Below are 16,503 nucleotides of genomic sequence, written 5' to 3'. Positions count from 1 at the left end.
CGGCCCGCCTGTTTGCTGTATCGGGATCGTTGTCCGGTGCGGCGTCACTTCGCGACGACGACCGGAATCCCCTTCAGCGCCCCCGCGCCCTTCATTTCGTCGAGCGCGTGCTGCACGGCCGCGCTCGTCGCCGCGTCGATGCCGAGCCGCAACGCGAGTTCGCGCTCCGTGCGCTTCGCGCCCGCGAGATTGCGCAGCTTCACGTGGCCAAAGCCGCGCACGCGCGACGGCAGCTCCGCGAGCTGCGCGACCTGCGCCGCGTTCTCCGCATTCTCCGCGCTCAGCGCCGCGAACGCACGCGCCATCGTCGCCTCGTAGTCGTCGGCGAGCGCACGCTCCATCTTCCGCTCGACCGTGCGGCCGAACGGATCGAGCCACGTGCCGCGCAGCCCGCGCACGCGCGCGAGCGCACCGAGCACCGGCCACATCCACTGGCCGAACACGCGCTTCGCGGGCACGCCGCCGTCGCGGCCCTTCGCGATCGTCGGCGGCGCGAGATTGAACTTCACGCGATAGTCGCGGCCCGCAACACCGTCGAACTGCGCGGCGAGCGACGTGCGGAACGCGTCGTCCGAATAGAGGCGCGCGACCTCGTATTCGTCCTTCACCGCGAGCAGCCGATAGAACGTCGTCGCGACCGCGCGCGCGATCGCGTCGTCGCCGGTCGCGCGCGCCGCCGCGACGAGCGCGCGGTAGCGCTCGACGTAGCGCGCGCCGCCGTAGACGGCGAGCCGCGCTTCGCGATCGGCGACCAGCGCGTCGAGCGAATCGAGCACGACCGGCTGCTGAACCGTGTGACGCGCGTTCCACAGCGCGTCGAGCGCGACCGGATCGCCGGCCGCCATCCGGCCGATCGAGAACGCGAGCTTGTTCATCGGGACCGCGACGTTGTTCAGCTCGATCGCGCGCATCATCGCGGCGAGCGACACCGGCACGAGGCCCAGCTGCCACGCGTAGCCGAGCATCAGGATGTTCGCGCCGATCGTGTCGCCGAGGAACTTCGCGGCGAGCGCCTGCGCGTCGCAGCTCGACAGGAAGCCGTCGCCGGCCGCGTGATGCATCTTCGCGAGCAGCGCGTCGGCGTGCAGGTTCGCGTCCGGGTTCTGCACGAACGACGCGTTCGGGATCTGATGCGTGTTCACGACGATCCGCGAGCGGCCGTGCCGCACCGTCTGCAGCGCGTCGGCGCTCGCGCCGACGACCATGTCGCACGCGAGCAGCACGTCGGCCTGCTGCGTGTCGATGCGCACCTGGTTCAGCCACCGGTCGCTCGACGCGATCCGCACGAACGACAGCACCGAGCCGCCCTTCTGCGCGAAGCCCATGAAGTCGAGCACGGACGCGCTCTTGCCTTCCAGATGTGCGGCCATGCTGACGAGCGCGCCGACCGTCACGACGCCGGTGCCGCCGACGCCCGTCACGAGCATGTCGTACGGCGCCGCGTCGAGATGCGTCGCCGGCTGCGGCAGCGCGTCGATGCGCGCGGCGAGCGCGGCCTCGTCGAACGCGGCGCCCGCGGCTTTCTTCAGCTGTGCGCCCTCGACGGTGACGAAGCTCGGGCAGAAGCCGTTCACGCACGAGAAGTCCTTGTTGCACGACGACTGGTCGATCCGCCGCTTGCGACCGAGCGGCGTCTCGAGCGGCTCGACGGACAGGCAGTTCGACTGCACGCCGCAGTCGCCGCAGCCTTCGCACACCGCGTCGTTGATGAACAGGCGCTTGTCCGGGTCGGGAAACTCGCCCTTCTTGCGGCGGCGGCGCTTCTCGGCCGCGCAGGTCTGGTCGTAGATCAGCACGGTCACGCCGGGCGTTTCGCGCAGCTCGCGCTGCACCGCGTCGAGCTCGCGACGGTGATGGAACGTCGTGCCCTTCGGGAACAGACCGTGATGGCCGTCGTACTTCTCGGGCTCGTCGGAGACGACGACGAACCGCGACACGCCCTCCGCCTCGACCTGCCGCGCGATCTGCGGCACCGAGATGCTGCCGTCGACCGGCTGGCCGCCGGTCATCGCGACCGCGTCGTTGTACAGGATCTTGTACGTGATGTTCGCTTTCGCGGCGACGGCCTGACGGATCGCGAGGATCCCCGAGTGAAAATACGTGCCGTCGCCGAGGTTCTGGAACACGTGCTTCATGTTCGTGAACATCGCGTGCGCGGCCCAGTCGACGCCCTCGCCGCCCATCTGGATCAGTCCGGTCGTGTCGCGCTCCATCCACGACGCCATGAAGTGGCAGCCGATCCCCGCCTGCGCGATCGAGCCGTCCGGCACCTTCGTCGACGTGTTGTGCGGGCAGCCCGAGCAGAAGTACGGCGTGCGGCGCACCGCGTCCGCGTCGTTCGACAGGATCTGCGGCGCGACGAGATCGACGACGCGCTCGCGGCGGTCGAGCGCCGGCTTGTGCCGCGCGAGCCACGACGCGAACACCGGCAGGATCCGCGACGGGCGCAGCTCGCCGAGCTCGGTCAGCAGGCACGCGCCGTCGGCGTCGTGCTTGCCGAGCACGCGCGGGCGCGCGCCGTCCGTGCGGTTGTACAGGTGGTCCTTGATCTGCTGCTCGATCACCGGGCCCTTCTCCTCGATCACGAGCACTTCGGCGAGGCCGTCGACGAACGTGTCGATCCGGTGCATCTCGAGCGGGAACGACAGCCCGACCTTGTAGATCCGCACGCCGGCCGCGTCGAGATCGTCGACCGTGAGGTCGAGCCGGCGCAGCGCTTCCATCAGGTCGAGATGCGCCTTCCCGCACGTGACGATGCCGACGTTCGCGTGCGCGCTCGGCGCGATCCACTTGTCGATGCTGTTCGTGCGCGCGAAGTGGCGCACCGCGTCGAGCTTCGCGGCGAGGCGCGCCTCGATCGTCAGGCTCGGCAGGTCGGGCCAGCGGTTGTGCAGCCCGCCCGCCGGCGGTGCGAAGCCTTCGGGTGCCGGCCAGTGCGTCTGCAGCGCGTCTAGATCGACGGTCGAGCCCGATTCGACGGTCTCGGAGATCGCCTTGAAGCCGACCCATGCGCCGGAGAAGCGCGACAGCGCCCAGCCGTACAGGCCGAATTCGAGCATGTCCGCGATGTTCGCCGGATTCACGACCGGCATGTGCCAGCCGATCATCGCGAAGTCGCTCTGATGCGGCATCGACGACGACACGCAGCCGTGATCGTCGCCCGCGACGACGAGCACGCCGCCGTGCGGCGACGAGCCGTACGCGTTGCCGTGCTTCAACGCGTCGCCGGCGCGGTCGACGCCCGGCCCCTTGCCGTACCACATCGCGAACACGCCTTCGACGGTGCGCTCGGCGTCGGCCTCGACGCGCTGCGTGCCGAGCACCGCGGTGCCGCCGAGTTCCTCGTTGATCGCGGGCAGGAAGCGCACTGCGCTCGCGTCGAGCAGCTTCTTCGCCTTCCACAGCTGCTGATCGACCATCCCGAGCGGCGAACCGCGATAACCGCTGACGAAGCCGGCGGTGTTCAGGTTCTGCGCGGCGTCGAGCGCGCGCTGCATCAGCAGCAGCCGCACGAGCGCCTGCGTGCCGGTCAGGAAGATCCGGCCGCGCGTCGCGCTCAGGTTGTCGGTCAGACGATAGTCGGAAAGGGGGGGCAGGCCGTCGTCGGGCAGGCGGGCGGTCATGGGGCGTCTCCAGAATTGTGCTGTGTCGGCTCGCGCGGTGCGGTCGCGCGTAGTCAGTGGGCTCTATTCTTGAGCGCCGAATGAAGAATGTTTTTTCTCTTCTTGCCGGGATGGGCGGGAGGCGAGAAGAATGGCTTCGTGTTTCGGGGGGATTGAGAAGAATCTTGCGGGAAGGAGACGATGGGGGATCGACCTGGCGCTCGGCGTGCAAAAACAAAACCCCTGTGACACGGGTCACAGGGGTTCGGTTGCTGTAAATCGGTGAGGTCGTGGTGCGGCGTGTCCGCCCCCGTCCGCAGGCAGATGCGTCAGCGGATAATCAGATGGCCGGTAACCGCCACTGCCAGAATGGCTGCAATGACAGCCACGCCGCCGCCTAGCCACTTCGCCACCAGGTCGATGTTCTTCTGCGACCCGGCGAATTCGAGCAGCTTGTTCGTTGCGGACGAATGCAGGATTTTTTCCATAGCGGACTCCTTCGACCACGCGAGTATACCACCGTTGGCGGACCGGCCTTGCCTCAGCCAATCAGGAAGTGCATGGCCGCGAACAGGAACGATGACGTCAGGGTAAGCCAAAACGACACTTTCAGGTTCGTAGGCCAACGCGTCGAAGATGCCGTCACTGCTGGTGCGGGTGCCGCCGGGGCGGCTGGCTGGGCCGCCGCCGGAGCTTGCGCGGCCGTGAGCTGCCGCTCGCGTTCGTCGTGGTACGCCTTGATGCCCATCAGCATGACAAGACCGGCGCTGACAATTGCTATCGCAAAGAAGACCACGATAGCAACCTGCACGACAAAGATGAGATCCGGGCTGGGGGCCGTATCGGCCGCCACTGCGCTGGCGGCAACTGCCCCCTTCACCGCCGCCTGCTGTGCCGCAGCCAAGGCTGCGGCGATTGGCGTCTTCACCTTGTCCAACCAGGTAAATAGCTCGTAAAGCGCCGAAGCCGAGAGTGCGATAGCCGCCCAGAACAACTGCCCGTCCTTGACCGCATCAAAAATCATCCGCTTCGCGACCGGCCAGCCGTACGACGGCGAGACGAGCGCCAGCATGAATATGGGGCCGAGAACGGGAACTCCAATATTGAGCAGCAACCAGTAAAAGGCGTTCATCAGCGGGTCGGATTCCGAGGTAGTGCGAAATCATAGCCGGGACAGAGCACTGCGCTTCACTGGATGACAGGCGTGATGACGATGGTGGGTAAATTGTGCACGCTCCCCGTGGCGCTCGGCCGCGCGTTCGCGCTCGTGTGCGCTCCAGTCGACACCGTGCGGCGGATGGCCCTATTTTCGATTCCGGAGACACATTTTTCGATATTCCCCCAACTCCGCGCCAAACACGACGGATGAGACGTACATCAAACCGTCGATCTGTCCGACGGTAATCGTTTTGAAAACACCCAATAACGAAAACGCGCTCGGCAAGAACCCCGCTGCATGATAGGCCGCACGTGAGGCCAGAATGCGGTTCTCATGCAGATAATTTGGCCAACTGACGATATATCTGCTGATGAGGTACATGCACGAAGCACCGGCAGACTCATAGGCGACGTAGTTCGAGACAAACTGCGCGGAAAACAGCCATAGCAAACACAAGCCGCTTATGCACGCCGCAGCGTTGATTGCCAGCATTCTTAGCACACCTTGCTCGGGCGATATCATCATGATGGGTGATTCAAATATCAAGGAAAGGTGATGGGTGGCGAGCCAGGAGGGTATTCAACCAATGCTCGCCATCTTGAAGTCATCCTAACGAATTACATTGCTAACCGTTAGAACCTGTCAGCGTCGCCACGGAATGTTGCTCCCGATGTAGCCACCTAACGTTGCGCCAAATCCCCCTCCATAGATCGTCCCCGCAGTAGCACCGATTATCGCGCCGCCGACAGTGCCAATACCAGGTACGACCGACCCCACGCCCGCACCGACAAGCCCCCCCGCTTGCGCTCCGCCCCATCGGCCGGCGAGCCAACCCAATCCAGTACCAATCAGCATCCCTTCCCCTTCCGCGCCGGAAACCAAATCGATTTCGCTCCTGCTGAGTTCTTCAACCATCAAGTCACCTCGCAAGTTTGTTTGCAACATGGAGAAAGTCGGACTCCTTAAAAATCACGACAGCCAGATCCTAACAAGAAGCACCAACACACACCCACAATCTCCTTTCAAACCAGCGAGGACTTTGATCCGCCTCAATCTTTCCGATGTGCCGTCGCGCACGCCATTGATGTGTCTGCCAGAAAACGAATCATGGCAAACCATTGCAGACGCCATGGATCAAGCGGTCCCCGCCATCGTCAGCCTGACACCGCCGACAAACGACGCCGATTCGCCCGCTCCACCTCGATTACACTGAAACATTCCCCCACAAGGAGCCGCGATGAAACTCTATTACTGGCCGAAAACCCGCGCGTTCCGTGCGCTGTGGATGCTGGAAGAAATCGGGGCCATATATGAACTCGTGCCGATCGATCTGCACACGCATGAACAAAGCACTGACGCGTTCACGCTCGTCAATCCGATGGCGAAGCTGCCCGCGCTCGACGACGGCGGCGCGCCGTTCGCCGAATCCGGCGCGGTGTTGCTGCATCTCGCCGACCGCTTCCCCGACGCGCGGCTCGGCGTCCCGCCCGGCGATCCGCTGCGCGGGCGCTTCCTGCAGTGGCTGTTCTTCACGCCGTCGTGCCTCGAGCCGGCGATGGCCGAAAAGCTCTCCGGCGCGCCGGGCAATCCGTCCGCGTTCGGCTGGGGCGATCTCGCCCGCGTGCAGCGTGCGCTGATCGAAACTCTCGGCCGCGCGCCGTGGCTCATCGGCGATCGCTTCACCGCCGCCGACCTGCTCGCCGCGAGCACGCTGAAGATCGCGTTCGCCGCACGACTGCTGCCGAACGAAGGTGTGCTCGGCGACTACGTCGCGCGCGCCGAGGACCGCGACGGCTATCGCCGCGCGCTAGCGATCGAACAACGTGAGGCAGAACGGCTGCTGCACCGCTGAAAGCACCTGCGTGCTGCACACCACCGCAGCACGCCAGCCGCCGCATCAATCATGCAGATGCGTGAACACGAAATTCCGCAGCATCGGCATCAACGGCGCCTCGCTGCGCCCGGCCAGCGTCACGATCGCGAGATTCGCATGGCCGGCGGCGACCGGGCTCACCTGCAGCTCGGCCAGCTCGCCGCGCGCGATGCGCTCGCGCGCCGGCGCGACGATCCCGAGAAAGATCGCGTCGCTCGCCTGCGTCACGTCGAGGCACGACAGGATCTCCTCGCAGCGCAGCGTGATCAGCTGCTGCGGATCGCCGTCGGGCCCGAAGCGCTCGCGCATCATTCGCGCCGCCATCTCGCTCAGCGCGGTCGACACGATCGGGTAGCGCCGCATCTGGTCGAGCGTCACGCCGGCCCGCCCCGCGAGCGGGTGCTGGCCGCGCGCGACGAAGCCCGCGCGCAGGTCCGGCAGCCGCTCGATCGCGAGATCCCCGGCGGCGCCGAGCGAATGCACGTCGACGACGATCGCGTCGACGTTGCGCGCGCGCAGCGCCTGGAGCTGCAGCTCGATCGCGCCGCGCGCGATGCTGAGCTTCGCGCGCGGATAGTGATGCGCGACGTGCAGCATCAGCGGCACCGTCAGCATCGCGCCGGGCCCGGAACCGAAACCGACCCGCAGCGTCGTCTCCGCCCCCTGCCGCAGCCGGCTCCCGCTCTGCATCAGCTCGGTCGCCTCGAACACGATCCGCCGCGCGCGCTCGACGACCGTCCGCCCGAACGGCGTCAGCTCGTTGCGCCGCCCGATCCGGTCGACGAGCTTCTCGCCGAGCGCCTCCTCCAGCGCCTGGATGCTGCGGCTCAGCGCCGGTTGCGTCACGTGCGCGCGCTGCGCGGCCTTGCTGAACGACTGCGTGTCGGCGAGCGCGATCAGATGCTGGAGCTGCGCGAAATTCATGGCGTGGTCGGCCCGCCGTTCGATGAGTTCCAGTAATACTAATCCATAGAACAATGCATTGGATTTATTCTCCGGCGCTGTCTAGCATGAACGGCAATTTCACTCGTACCGAGCCCGACATGTACACGGAAGAACTGTTGCAGCACGTGCGGCGCCATGCCGACGAATTCGTCTCGATCCGGCGCGACATCCATCGCCATCCGGAGCTGTCGTTCGACGAGCGGCGGACCAGCGATCTCGTCGCCGAGCGGCTGCGGGAATGGGGCTATCGTGTCGAGCGCGGGCTCGGCGGCACCGGTCTCGTCGCGCAGCTGCGCCGCGGCGACGGCGCGCGCGCGATCGGCATCCGCGCGGACATGGACGCGCTGCCGATCCACGAGGCCACCGGGCTCGAGCACGCGAGCTGCCACACCGGCGTGATGCACGCGTGCGGCCACGACGGCCACACCGCGATGCTGCTCGGCGCGGCGCGCACGCTCGCCGAGCGCGGCCGTTTCTCCGGCACGCTGAACCTGATCTTCCAGCCGGCCGAGGAGTACGGCAAGTCCGACAGCGGCGCCGCGCGGATGCTCGACGACGGCCTGTTCGACAAGTTTCCGTGCGACGCGATCTTCGCGATGCACAACGCGCCGGGCGTGCCGCAGGGGCATCTCGTGTTCCGCGACGGGCCGATGATGGCGTCGTCGGACAAGGTGATCATCACGATTCACGGCGTCGGCGGCCACGGCGCGTCGCCGCACCGCGCGACCGATCCGGTCGTCGCGACCGCGAGCCTCGTGATGGCGCTGCAGACCGTCGTGTCGCGCAACGTCGATCCGCAGGAAACCGCGGTGGTCACGGTCGGGATGATGCAGGCCGGCACCGCGAACAACGTGATTCCGCAGAACGCGCGTCTCGAGCTGACCGTGCGCGCGCTGAAGCCGGCCGTGCGCGACCTGCTCGAGCAGCGGATCGTCGAGCTCGCGCATTCGCATGCACAAGGCTTCGGCGTGAAGGCCGAGGTCGATTACCAGCGCGGCTACTCGGCGCTCATCAACACCGCCGACGAAACCGAGTTCGCGCGCCGCGTCGGCGTCGAGCTCGTCGGGCACGAGCGCGTGACGCCGCAAGGCCCGGCGCTCACCGGCAGCGAGGATTTCGCGTTCATGCTCGAACAGCGCCCCGGCTGCTATCTGCTCGTCGGCAACGGCGACGGCAGCGGCCCGAGCGGCTGCATGGTGCACAACCCCGGCTTCGACTTCAACGACGACAACGTCGTCGTCGGCGCCGCGTACTGGACGCTGCTCGCCGAGCGCTTCCTCGCGGACGGCGCGCCCGCCGCGTAAGCCGCCCGCCGGCGCCGGGATCACCGGGTTCGCCCCGCGCGCCTGGTTCGCCCCGCGCGCTCGGACCACCCGGCGTGCTCGGATCGCCCCCGCGCGCCCGGAACCACCCGGCGCGCCCGGACTGCCAAGCCACCCGGATCGCCCAAACGATCCGCGGCGCCGGCACGCCTGCCGCTCACGCTACGGCGGGCGCCCGCCTGGCCCCAAGACAAGACAAAACAGGAGATATCCGATGAGCACCACGACCGCGCAAGCGGCTTCGGCTGCGCGCCGGGCCGGCCCGGTTTCGCGCAGCGTCGTCGCCGCGACCGTCGCGGGCAACGCGCTCGAATTCTACGACTTCGTCACGTACGCGTTCTTCGCGGTCTACATCGGCCACGCGTTCTTCCCGGCGGCGACGCCGTTCGTCAGCCTGCTCACGTCGGTCGCGGTGTTCGGCGTCGGCTTCTTCACGCGGCCGCTCGGCGGCATCGTGATCGGCGCGTTCGCGGACCGCGCGGGCCGGCGCCCCGCGATGCTGCTGACGATCGGCCTCATCACCGTCGGCACGATGGGGCTCGCGCTGACGCCGTCGTACGACAGCATCGGGATGGCCGCGCCGGTCATCGTCGTGTTGTGCCGGCTCGTGCAGGGCGTCGCGCTCGGCGGCGAGGTCGGCCCATCGACGTCGTTCCTGATCGAAATCGCGCCGCCCGGCAAGCGCGGGCTGTATTCGAGCTGGCAGCTCGCGAGCCAGGGCGTGTCGTCGCTCGCGGCCGGGATCGTCGGGATGACGATGTCGGCACTGCTGACGAAGGCGCAGCTGCAGGCATGGGGATGGCGCGTGCCGTTCGCGCTCGGCCTGCTGCTGATCCCGATGGCGCTCTATCTGCGCCGCCAGATGCCGGAAACGCTCGAGCATGGCGACGGCGCCGCCGCGCACGCGGCCGCCGTGCCCGTCGCGCGCGCGGCGCTCCTCAGGGACAACGCGTGGCTGATGACGCTGAGCGTACTGATCGTGCTCGGCGCGACCGTGTCGACGTACATCGCGCTCTACATGACGACGTTCGCGATCACCGTGCTGAAGCTCCCCGCGACGGTGTCGATGGCCGCCACCGCGGCGTTCGGCGTCGCGACGTTCGTGTTCTCGCTGCTCGGCGGCTGGCTGTCCGATCGCTTCGGACGCAAGCCGGCGATGCTGATTCCGCGTCTCGTGCTGCTGTTCGCCACCTATCCGGCATTCGTGCTGCTGACCGGGCAGAAGGACCTGGCGACGCTCGTCGGCGTCACGGTGCTGCTCGCCGGCGCGACCGCCGCGAGCGGCGCGGCCGGGATGGCGGTCCTGCCTGAACTGCTGCCGCCGCAAGTGCGCGCGCTCGGCCTCGCGATCACCTATGCGATCGGCGTGTCGCTGTTCGGCGGCACGACCCAGTTCGTGATCACCTGGCTGATCGGCACGATGCACAACCCGATGGCGCCCGCATGGTACGTGGTCGGCACGAGCGTCGTCACCGCGCTCGCGATGCTGCTGCTGCCGGAAAGCCGCGACCGGACGCTCGAGCGCTGAATCGAACACTGAAAGCAGCCGCGCACCGCGTTGCGTCGCCCCCATTTCCGTCCCCTCCCCACCCGAAGAGCCTATAAAAATGTTGACCAACGGCCTCCCGACTTCGTCGTCCCCGACTCCGGGCACACCGCGCGCGCGCGTGAAGCGCGCCGCGCGATACGCGGCCTGCACCGCGGCGCTCGGCGCGCTCAGCCATGCGGCGCTCGCCGATTCGTCGAGCCAGTTTCTGCGCAGCGACTACTTCCAGGGCGTGCCGTACGCGACGAGCGCCGCCTATACGCCCGGCGTGACGCTGTACGGTGCCGTCGACCAGTCGATCGGCTTCACCAAGGGCGCACAGACCGCGTTCGTGCAGCAAAGCGGCGGCGAATGGACGTCGAAGATCGGCCTGTACGGCGTCGAGGACCTGGGCGGCGGCTACCGCGTGCGCTTCGCGCTCGAGAACGGCTTCAACGCGGCGAACGGCCAGCTCGGCAGCAAGAACACGCTGTTCAACCGCGAGGCCTGGATCGGCATCGGCTCCGCGAGCACGGGCGAGCTGAAGCTCGGCGTGCAGGACGACGTCGGCGTGCCGCTGTTCATCGACGTGTTCGGCCAGATCGGCTCGGTGTCGACGGTCGCGTACCTGACCGCGTGGACTTACGATCTCGGCCCCGGCGCCAGCTACGAAACGCCGCGCCTGACGAACGCGATCAGCTATTCGTCGCCGTGGTTCGGGCCGTTCAACGCGCAGGTCGCGCTCTCACTGCACGACTCGAGTTCGACCGCGCCAACGATCGCGACGCGCGCGGTTGCGTTCAACTACTACGACGGCCATCTGTTCGGCACGCTGAGCTATCTCGGCAACTACGGGCTGAACGCGCTGACGACGTCGCAGTACGTGCGCACCGACAACTTCGCGGCGGGCGTGCTGTACGACGGCGGGCATTACGTGCTGTCGGCGGGCTACAGCTTTCTCGCGCCGCGGCTCGAAGGCGATCGCGTCGCGTCGCTCTATACGCTCGGCGCGCTGTACCGCTACCGGCAGCGCAACGACTTCCGCGTCGAGCTCGCGTACCGGAGCGTCGGCGGCGCCGGCGACCGCTCGCTCGGCGTGACGCTCGGCTACGACTACAACCTGTCGGCGCGCACCGCGCTGTACGTGCGCGGCGCGCTGCTGCACAACACGGGCGCGGCGCCGTCGTACGGCGGCTATCCGTCGCAGCAACCGACCGTCGACAACATCGTCAATACGTATGCCGGCGCGAACGGTGCGATCGAAACGTACCGGTCGCCGCACGTGCTGCTGGTCGGCATGTATCACAAGTTCTGACGGCTCGCGTCGCGGTGCGGCTCCGCGACGTCGGCCACCGACGCACCCGGCATGCCCGCGTCCGCCGGGGCATTGCGATCGACCGGCACGACGTCGTGAAACCGCGTGTAGTCGATGCACGTGACGCCGTCGTTCTCGTGCATCAGGTCGACGTAGCGGTAATCCCAGCGGATATCGTCGTGCATCCACGCATGCCGCGCCTGCATCACCTGCGCGGTCGTCTCGTCGGAGCCCTCGATCGTGATCAGCAATTGCGCGTCGCGCACGGCGAGCGACTCGGCGGTTTCGCCGTAGAGCGGGCTCGACTCGTCGATTACGTGCATCAGGTTCCAGCCGAGCAGGAAGATCGGATGCTCGCTGCGCACGAGCGCCAGATCGTGAATTTTTCGTAGCGTGTAGCCTTCGTGCGTGCCCTCGATGCGCATCAGCCGCAGCTTCGCGCGCGCTTCGGCGATCACGTTCTGCCGCGCGTTCGCGACGCGCACCATCAGCGTCATCCGCCCGTTCAGCGGCCGCACGATCGCCGAGCGCGCGAACAGGATCTTCGCGCGCGGCCGCGAGAAGCGCGCGAACACGAGCCCGGTCGACAGGGCGACGCCCGACATCCCGATGAAGATCTCGAGCGTCGCGATCGCGTGCGCGTAGACGGTCTGCGGATGCATGTCGCCGTAGCCGACGGTCGCGAGCGTCTCGACGCTGAAGAAGAACGCGCCCGCGAAGCCGCTCGGCGACTGGTTCGCGATCGGCGCGGTGCCGAGCAGGTAGAGGCACGCGAACAGGGTGTTCGTGACGAGGAACAGCGCCGCGAGCGACAGGAAAAACACCGGCCAGTTCACCGTCAGCGCACGGTGATAGAGGTCGCGCCAGCCGGGCGCGGGCATGCCATACGCGATCACGTGCCGGGTGCCCGACCAGATCTTGCGGCCTCGGCCACGGGGAGGAGTGTAGGAAGGATCGACGTTCATCGCGCATCGCCGCTCACGGGAAGCGACGAGCGTAGCATGCGGGGGATAACGGCGGAATATCGGACGATCGGCGGTGGGTCAGTTGAGCATTCGGGCAACGCCCGTGACGGCACCGACGAATGCGGTAGCCCATATGACCGGAAGCCAGCGCGACTCACGTCGCAGCTTGATCCCCTCCTCATGCAGCTTCACCGATTCCGCATGCAGCTTCAAGGTTTCGAACGCCAGCTTCGTTGCCTCGGTCGTCAGCTTGCTGATCTCCGCCTCGGTTTTGAACTTGTCCATGGCCTTTTCCAATTCGATCATCCTCGGGTAGCGTCGGGTAGCGCGCGATGCGCCGCCAATGGAGTGGAATACCCGCTCACGCCGGATCGCCTTACAAATAGCTTCCACACACACAGGGTAGCAAAATTTCCGTGGATGGCGGCTCGAATCGTCGTATTAGTTCTTTTGGCCAATGCGCGCACCCAGCGCGATGCCGCAGTGGTCGCAGTGGCCCCGGTGGCCTGATTCCCGCCTTCGATGCTAAGATCGCCGTTCAGCCCGCATCCCGGTTCTTCCATGTCCGCTCGCCCGCATCCGCTTTCGCTCACCGCCGCCTTCGCGGCACGCGTGCGCGCGTCCGGGCTGAAACTCGCAAAACGACTCCTCGACTGACGGGGCAGTCGCGTCCCGTCAGGCGAAATCGCCGGACGGGATGCTCGCAGGCTCGTTTTTACCCTTGCTGCATGCCTCGCTCCGGCAACTCGCCGGCGGAACGGTCCCCACTTCCGATTCCACCATGAGGCTCACATGCACACTCAATTCGAAGGTATCTGGCTGCCGATCATCACGCCGTTCCACGACGGCGGCGACACGATCGATCACGCGGCGCTCGCGCGGCTCGCGCGCCATTACGCGGATGCCGGCATCGCCGGCTTCGTGTCGGGCGCAACGACCGGCGAAGGCGCACTGCTCGACCCGCACGAGCAGGAGGCCGTCTACACGACGCTGCGCGCTGCGGTGCCGGACCGCCCGATCGTGATCGGGCTGACCGCGAGCGCGACGCGCCATGCGGCCGAGCGGGCGCGCGCGCTCGCGGCACTGCGCCCGGACGGGCTGCTCGCGACGCCGCCCGTCTACGTGCGGCCGACGCAGGACGGCGTGCGACGGCACTTCGAGGCGATCGTCGAGGCCGCGGACCTGCCGCTCCTCATCTACAACATTCCGTACCGGACCGGCGTGAACGTCGAGCTCGACACGCTGCGCGCGTTGTCGCGCGACGCACGCGTCGCGGGCGTGAAGGAGTGCGGCGGTGGCATCGACCGGCTCGCGCGGCTCGTGCGCGACACGCGGCTGAAGATCCTGTCCGGCGACGACGACCAGAATTTCGCGGCGCTCTGCGTCGGCGCGCACGGCGCGATCGCGAGCAGCGCACACGTGCTGCCCGCGTGGCACGTGCGGATCCGCGCGCTGCTGCGCGAAGGGCGGCTCGACGACGCGCGGCGCTTGTCCGCCGCGCTGCAGCCGCTCGTCGCGGCGCTGTTCGCGGAGCCTAATCCGGCGCCAGTCAAGGCGCTGCTCGCCGCGCGGGGCTGGTGCGGCGACGCGCTGCGCCTGCCGTTCGTGCCGGCGAGCGGTGCGCTGCGCGAGCGGTTGCAAGCGCATTGGGAGACTTTGACGGCGACCGAGCCGGTCGCCGGATGAGGCCGATGCACGCGGCGGCCATCCCGGCGGCCGTCGTCGCATCGGTCGTCGCATCGGTCGTCGCATCCGTCGTCGCATCCGTCGTCGCGTCCAGCACCGCGGCCAGTCGCGCGCCGCGCCTGCCGCGCCGCGCGGCCTCGCAATCTCACGCGATGGCGGCCGCAGCGCCCGCGAACGCGCGCCCTGCCCCTGCGTCACGTGCCAGCGCGGGCGCCGCGCATTGCACGAGCGTCTCGATGAAATCCTTCGCGCGCGGCCACGGCCCGTAGCCGGCCGCGGTGTTGACGTGGCCGGCATCGCCCAGATTGACGAACGCGCTGCCGAGCCGCTGCGCGAGCGTGCGCGCATCGGCGAGCGGCATCCACGGATCGGTCTCGCTGCCGATCACGATCGACGGCACCGCGAGCCGCCGCGCGTCGAACGCACCCGCCTGCGTGAATTTCGTCGGGCTCGCGGGCGCGACGAACAGCACGCCGGCGACGTCGCCGACGCCCGGCCGCTGCGCGAGCGCATGCGCGGTGGCGAGGCAGCCATAGCTGTGCGCGGCGAGCACGAACGGGCCGCGCTCGCGCGCGAGCAGCGCGCGCACCGCCTGCGACCAGCGCGCCAGATCGGGCGCGCCCCAGTCGTCCTGCTCGACGCGCAGCGATCGCGGGAACTGCCGCTCGAGCCACGTTTGCCAGTGCGCGGCCTCGCTGCCGCGCAGGCCGGGCACGGTGACGAGACGCGGCGGCCGGGCCGGGTTGCTGAATGCGCGCATGGTTGCCCTCGCTGTGCGGATGACCGGAATCGATTCTGCGACCGGCCGCGCGCGGGCCGAACCAATTTATCGTGCTATGCATTTTCGTCGGGAGGCGAACCGGCGAGCGCCACTCCGCCAGCCAGCATTCATCGCGCCGCCCGTCGTCGCCGACGGCGAATCCCCCCGCGAACCCGTAAAATGTCGGCTTCCCGTCAGCTCGACGCGCCCGAATGCCGGGCGCTCGCAACCTGCCCGCGCCGCGATGAAAATCCTGTTCCAGTCCGCCTCCGACGACATCGACGCGTGGCTCGCCGAGCTGTCGCGCGCGCTACCCGACGCCGAGCTGCGCGCGTGGCGCGACGGCGACGGCGCAAGCGCCGACTACGCGCTCGTCTGGCGCGCGCCGCCCGCGTTCTTCGCGCCGCGCGACGGCCTGCGCGCGATCTTCAATCTCGGCGCCGGCGTCGACGCGTTGCTCGCGCTCGAGCGCGCGCAGCCGGGCACGCTGCCGCGCGGCGTGCCGCTCGTGCGGCTCGAGGATTCGGGGATGGCGCAACAAATGGTCGATTACGTGACGCACGCGGTGCTCCGCTATCTGCGCCGCTTCGACGAATACGACGCGCAGCAGCGCGAGCGCCGCTGGCAGATGCTGGCGCCGCATTCGCGCGCGACGTTCACGGTCGGCGTGCTCGGCGCGCAGGTCGCGCGCGCGCTCGCGGCGCTCGGGCTGCCGGTGCGCGGCTACAGCCGCGGCGCGAAGCAGCTCGACGGCATCGCGACCTACGCGGGCGCCGACGGGTTCGACGCGTTCGTCGACGGCGCGAAGGTGCTCGTGAACCTGCTGCCGAGCACGCCCGACACCGACTCAATCCTGAACGCGCGCACGTTCGCGCGGCTCGCGCCGGGCGCGTACGTGATCAACGTCGCACGCGGCGCGCATCTCGTCGAAGCGGACCTGCTCGACGCGCTCGCGAGCGGCCGCGTCGCCGCCGCGACGCTCGACGTGTTCCACCACGAGCCGCTGCCCGCCGACCATCCGTTCTGGCGCCATCCGCGCATCGCGATCACGCCGCACAGCTCGGCCGAGACGCTGCGCACCGACGCGATCGAGCAGATCGCCGGCAAGATTCGCGCGCTCGAGCGCGGCGCGCCGATCAGCGGCATCGTCGATCTCGCGCGCGGCTACTGACCCGATTCATTCAGCCATCCAGACTGACAGACAGAGAACCAGGAGAATGAAATGAACGCGTCCCACCCGAAACCGTGAGAGCAGAGGAAGGGGTGGATCCTCACGGGCCAACGGCATCGAAGTGCCCAGGTGGAAAATGCACGCATTTCCCGGCAACCGGAGGATCCACGATGAACAGTA

The 16,503-nt window shown here is 68.0% G+C and carries 14 protein-coding genes; 6 read left to right on the top strand and 8 right to left on the bottom strand.

Annotated features, from left to right (window positions below):
* Positions 1-44 precede the first annotated feature (44 nt).
* From HZI36_RS02640 to HZI36_RS02625, 4 genes are all read right to left on the bottom strand, one after another.
* Complete coding sequence (locus tag HZI36_RS02640) at positions 45-3,623, bottom strand: indolepyruvate ferredoxin oxidoreductase family protein (RefSeq protein WP_179401081.1); 3,579 nt, start codon at positions 3,621-3,623, stop codon at positions 45-47.
* Positions 3,624-3,931: 308 nt separating this feature from the next.
* Positions 3,932-4,090, bottom strand: coding sequence for a hypothetical protein (locus tag HZI36_RS02635; protein ID WP_179401080.1), 159 nt, complete (start codon positions 4,088-4,090; stop codon positions 3,932-3,934).
* Between the two features lie 53 nt (positions 4,091-4,143).
* Positions 4,144-4,734: a hypothetical protein gene (locus HZI36_RS02630; protein WP_179401079.1), complete on the bottom strand. Its 591-nt coding sequence runs from the start codon at positions 4,732-4,734 to the stop codon at positions 4,144-4,146.
* 171 nt (positions 4,735-4,905) lie between these two features.
* Positions 4,906-5,253, bottom strand: a complete 348-nt coding sequence (locus tag HZI36_RS02625) for a hypothetical protein (protein WP_179401078.1) — start codon at positions 5,251-5,253, stop codon at positions 4,906-4,908.
* A 745-nt stretch (positions 5,254-5,998) separates the two neighbouring features.
* Here HZI36_RS02625 and HZI36_RS02620 point away from each other — a divergent pair.
* Positions 5,999-6,613 (top strand): glutathione S-transferase family protein, encoded by a 615-nt coding sequence (locus tag HZI36_RS02620; protein WP_179401077.1) that lies wholly within the window; start codon positions 5,999-6,001, stop codon positions 6,611-6,613.
* A 45-nt stretch (positions 6,614-6,658) separates the two neighbouring features.
* Here the strand turns inward: HZI36_RS02620 and HZI36_RS02615 are convergent, their stop codons facing one another.
* Entirely contained in the window at positions 6,659-7,558 is a 900-nt protein-coding gene (locus HZI36_RS02615; RefSeq protein ID WP_179401076.1) for a LysR family transcriptional regulator, read from the bottom strand.
* 119 nt (positions 7,559-7,677) lie between these two features.
* Here HZI36_RS02615 and HZI36_RS02610 point away from each other — a divergent pair, with 119 nt between their 5' ends.
* The 3 genes from HZI36_RS02610 to HZI36_RS02600 all read left to right on the top strand — a co-directional run bounded on the left by HZI36_RS02610 (position 7,678) and on the right by HZI36_RS02600 (position 11,741).
* A complete protein-coding gene (locus tag HZI36_RS02610; RefSeq protein ID WP_179401075.1) occupies positions 7,678-8,883 on the top strand; it encodes a M20 aminoacylase family protein in 1,206 nt (401 codons plus the stop codon).
* A gap of 232 nt (positions 8,884-9,115) precedes the next feature.
* A complete protein-coding gene (locus HZI36_RS02605; protein WP_179401074.1) occupies positions 9,116-10,429 on the top strand; it encodes an MFS transporter in 1,314 nt (437 codons plus the stop codon).
* Between the two features lie 79 nt (positions 10,430-10,508).
* Positions 10,509-11,741 (top strand): porin, encoded by a 1,233-nt coding sequence (locus HZI36_RS02600; RefSeq protein WP_179401073.1) that lies wholly within the window; start codon positions 10,509-10,511, stop codon positions 11,739-11,741.
* Here the strand turns inward: HZI36_RS02600 and HZI36_RS02595 are convergent.
* Complete coding sequence (locus tag HZI36_RS02595) at positions 11,729-12,706, bottom strand: ion channel (protein WP_179401072.1); 978 nt, start codon at positions 12,704-12,706, stop codon at positions 11,729-11,731. The genes HZI36_RS02600 and HZI36_RS02595 overlap by 13 nt on opposite strands.
* A gap of 78 nt (positions 12,707-12,784) precedes the next feature.
* On the bottom strand, positions 12,785-12,991 hold the full coding sequence (locus tag HZI36_RS02590) for a hypothetical protein (protein ID WP_246326942.1): 207 nt from the start codon (positions 12,989-12,991) through the stop codon (positions 12,785-12,787).
* 507 nt (positions 12,992-13,498) lie between these two features.
* On the opposite strand from HZI36_RS02590, the gene dapA reads away from it, so the two are divergent.
* Entirely contained in the window at positions 13,499-14,392 is an 894-nt protein-coding gene (gene dapA / locus HZI36_RS02585) for a 4-hydroxy-tetrahydrodipicolinate synthase (protein ID WP_179401070.1), read from the top strand.
* A gap of 145 nt (positions 14,393-14,537) precedes the next feature.
* On the opposite strand, the gene HZI36_RS02580 is transcribed toward dapA, so the two are convergent.
* Positions 14,538-15,152, bottom strand: coding sequence for an RBBP9/YdeN family alpha/beta hydrolase (locus HZI36_RS02580; protein WP_179401069.1), 615 nt, complete (start codon positions 15,150-15,152; stop codon positions 14,538-14,540).
* A gap of 244 nt (positions 15,153-15,396) precedes the next feature.
* On the opposite strand from HZI36_RS02580, the gene HZI36_RS02575 reads away from it, so the two are divergent.
* Entirely contained in the window at positions 15,397-16,323 is a 927-nt protein-coding gene (locus HZI36_RS02575; RefSeq protein ID WP_179401068.1) for a 2-hydroxyacid dehydrogenase, read from the top strand.
* Positions 16,324-16,503 lie beyond the last annotated feature (180 nt).

It is taken from the genome of Burkholderia guangdongensis (genome assembly GCF_013403875.1).
Classification (GTDB): domain Bacteria; phylum Pseudomonadota; class Gammaproteobacteria; order Burkholderiales; family Burkholderiaceae; genus Burkholderia; species Burkholderia guangdongensis.
Note: the sequence above shows the minus strand (reverse complement) of the source record. Positions and strands in the feature narration are given on the sequence as shown.

Coding starts and splice junctions, on each gene's coding strand:
- HZI36_RS02640 (WP_179401081.1), bottom strand. CDS start 3,623: ATGACCGCCCGCCTGCCCGACGACGGCCTGCCCCCCCTTTCCGACTAT.
- HZI36_RS02635 (WP_179401080.1), bottom strand. CDS start 4,090: ATGGAAAAAATCCTGCATTCGTCCGCAACGAACAAGCTGCTCGAATTC.
- HZI36_RS02630 (WP_179401079.1), bottom strand. CDS start 4,734: ATGAACGCCTTTTACTGGTTGCTGCTCAATATTGGAGTTCCCGTTCTC.
- HZI36_RS02625 (WP_179401078.1), bottom strand. CDS start 5,253: ATGCTGGCAATCAACGCTGCGGCGTGCATAAGCGGCTTGTGTTTGCTA.
- HZI36_RS02620 (WP_179401077.1), top strand. CDS start 5,999: ATGAAACTCTATTACTGGCCGAAAACCCGCGCGTTCCGTGCGCTGTGG.
- HZI36_RS02615 (WP_179401076.1), bottom strand. CDS start 7,558: ATGAATTTCGCGCAGCTCCAGCATCTGATCGCGCTCGCCGACACGCAG.
- HZI36_RS02610 (WP_179401075.1), top strand. CDS start 7,678: ATGTACACGGAAGAACTGTTGCAGCACGTGCGGCGCCATGCCGACGAA.
- HZI36_RS02605 (WP_179401074.1), top strand. CDS start 9,116: ATGAGCACCACGACCGCGCAAGCGGCTTCGGCTGCGCGCCGGGCCGGC.
- HZI36_RS02600 (WP_179401073.1), top strand. CDS start 10,509: ATGTTGACCAACGGCCTCCCGACTTCGTCGTCCCCGACTCCGGGCACA.
- HZI36_RS02595 (WP_179401072.1), bottom strand. CDS start 12,706: ATGAACGTCGATCCTTCCTACACTCCTCCCCGTGGCCGAGGCCGCAAG.
- HZI36_RS02590 (WP_246326942.1), bottom strand. CDS start 12,991: ATGGACAAGTTCAAAACCGAGGCGGAGATCAGCAAGCTGACGACCGAG.
- dapA (WP_179401070.1), top strand. CDS start 13,499: ATGCACACTCAATTCGAAGGTATCTGGCTGCCGATCATCACGCCGTTC.
- HZI36_RS02580 (WP_179401069.1), bottom strand. CDS start 15,152: ATGCGCGCATTCAGCAACCCGGCCCGGCCGCCGCGTCTCGTCACCGTG.
- HZI36_RS02575 (WP_179401068.1), top strand. CDS start 15,397: ATGAAAATCCTGTTCCAGTCCGCCTCCGACGACATCGACGCGTGGCTC.